The following is a 1,595-nucleotide window of genomic DNA, read 5'->3' as shown; positions in this document are numbered from 1 at the left end:
GCACTCGCCATATTGCTTGCCTCTTGCGGTTTTCACCTGAAAGGCACAGGCGTGACTTCGCAACCGCTGCCTTATCAAAACTGGCATGTAGAAGGCGGAGCCGTCATGCAAAAAGCGCTGGAAAATGCCTTACGCCGTGCCGACGGCCATCCGGTTAGCGAAGCCGAATCACAAATCACCCTGCGCGTTGTCGACTTCCAAAAACGTCGCGATATCTACACCATCACCCGCGCCGCCGCAATCAACGAATACCTGCTGGCCATGACCGTCAAAGTCCAAGCCTTCCGCAACGGCGAGCCGGTTGGCGAACCGATGGAAGTCAAGGTTCACCGCACCATGGACTACGCCGACAGCGAAGTTTTGGGCAAACAGGAAGAGGAAGAAACCATTTGGTCTGAAATGCGCATCGACGCCGCAGATCAAATCGTCCGCCGCCTGACTTTCCTGAAGGCGCGATAATGGCTGCCGCACCCATTGAGAGCCTGCGCCCCGATACGCCGCTCAAACCGTTGTACATTATTCACGGCGAAGAGGATTTGTTGCGCATCGAGGCTTTGGATACGCTGCGCGCAGCTGCAAAAAAACAAGGTTATCTCAACCGCGAAGTCTATACTGCCGAAAACAATTTTGACTGGAACGAGCTGTTGCAAAGTGCCGGCAGCGCAGGTTTGTTTGCCGATTTGAAACTGCTGGAAATCCATATTCCCAACGGCAAACCCGGCAAAAACGGAGGTGATGCCCTGCAAACCTTCGCCGAACGCCTGCCCGAAGATACGGTTACGCTCATCCTCCTGCCCAAGCTTGAAAAAGCGCAAATCCAGTCCAAATGGTTTTCCGCATTGGCAGGCAAAGGCATCGTCTTAGAAGCCAAAGCCGTTGCGCCACATGCTTTGCCGCAATGGATACAAGGCCGTCTGAAACAGCAGGGTTTGGACATCGAACCCGAAGCACTCGCCCTTTTTGCCGAGCGCGTCGAAGGCAATCTTTTGGCCGCCCGTCAGGAAATCGAAAAACTCGCTCTGCTCCATCCTCAAGGCCATTTAATCAATATTGCCGACGCAGAAGCCGCAGTTGCCACCGTCGCCCGCTTCGACGTATTCCAACTGGCAGGCGCGTGGATGAAAGGCGACGCCCTGCGCGTTTCCCGTTTGCTGGACGGTTTGGAAGAAGAAGGCGAAGAGCCGGTTTTGCTGTTGTGGGCGGTTGCCGAAGACATCTGCACCCTAATCCGCCTGACTGCCGCACTCAAGCAGGGACAAAACATCCAAAGCCTGCGCAACAGCCTGCGTTTATGGGGCGACAAGCAGACCCTTGCACCGATGGCGGTCAAACGCATTTCCATCAACCGCCTGCTCGACGCGCTCAAAACCTGCGCCAAAATCGACCGCATCATCAAAGGCGCGGAAGAAGGCGATGCATGGACCGAGTTCAAACAGCTCGTTACCTCGCTGGCCGCTTGAAACCGTTGCCACGCGTCAAGAAACTTGCACGCAATACGCCCCAAAAACAGAAAATACTGTAAAATAGCGTAAACTCAAATTCAGGCCGTCTGAACCTCGCATTTCAGACGGCCTCTTCCAGCAAAAAACAAGGAA

At 54.6% G+C, this 1,595-nt stretch carries 2 protein-coding genes; both read left to right on the top strand.

Annotation, left to right across the window (positions count from 1 at the left end; genetic code table 11):
• Positions 1-459: LPS-assembly lipoprotein LptE (locus tag ACTHUE_RS18370; protein WP_440424128.1), on the top strand; the 459-nt coding region annotated here is incomplete at its 5' end.
• Positions 459-1,460, top strand: a complete 1,002-nt coding sequence (gene holA, locus ACTHUE_RS18365; protein ID WP_107867271.1) for a DNA polymerase III subunit delta — start codon at positions 459-461, stop codon at positions 1,458-1,460. The genes ACTHUE_RS18370 and holA, both read left to right, overlap by 1 nt.
• The last annotated feature ends 135 nt before the right edge of the window (positions 1,461-1,595 follow it).

The sequence above is a fragment of the Neisseria sp. P0021.S005 genome, assembly GCF_051956955.1.
The sequence above is the reverse complement of the archived record's forward strand: the minus strand, read 5'-3'. Positions and strand labels throughout refer to the sequence as shown.

What these genes read in the sequence shown, in the direction of transcription:
- holA (WP_107867271.1), top strand. Translation starts at nt 459, where the DNA reads ATGGCTGCCGCACCCATTGAGAGCCTGCGCCCCGATACGCCGCTCAAA.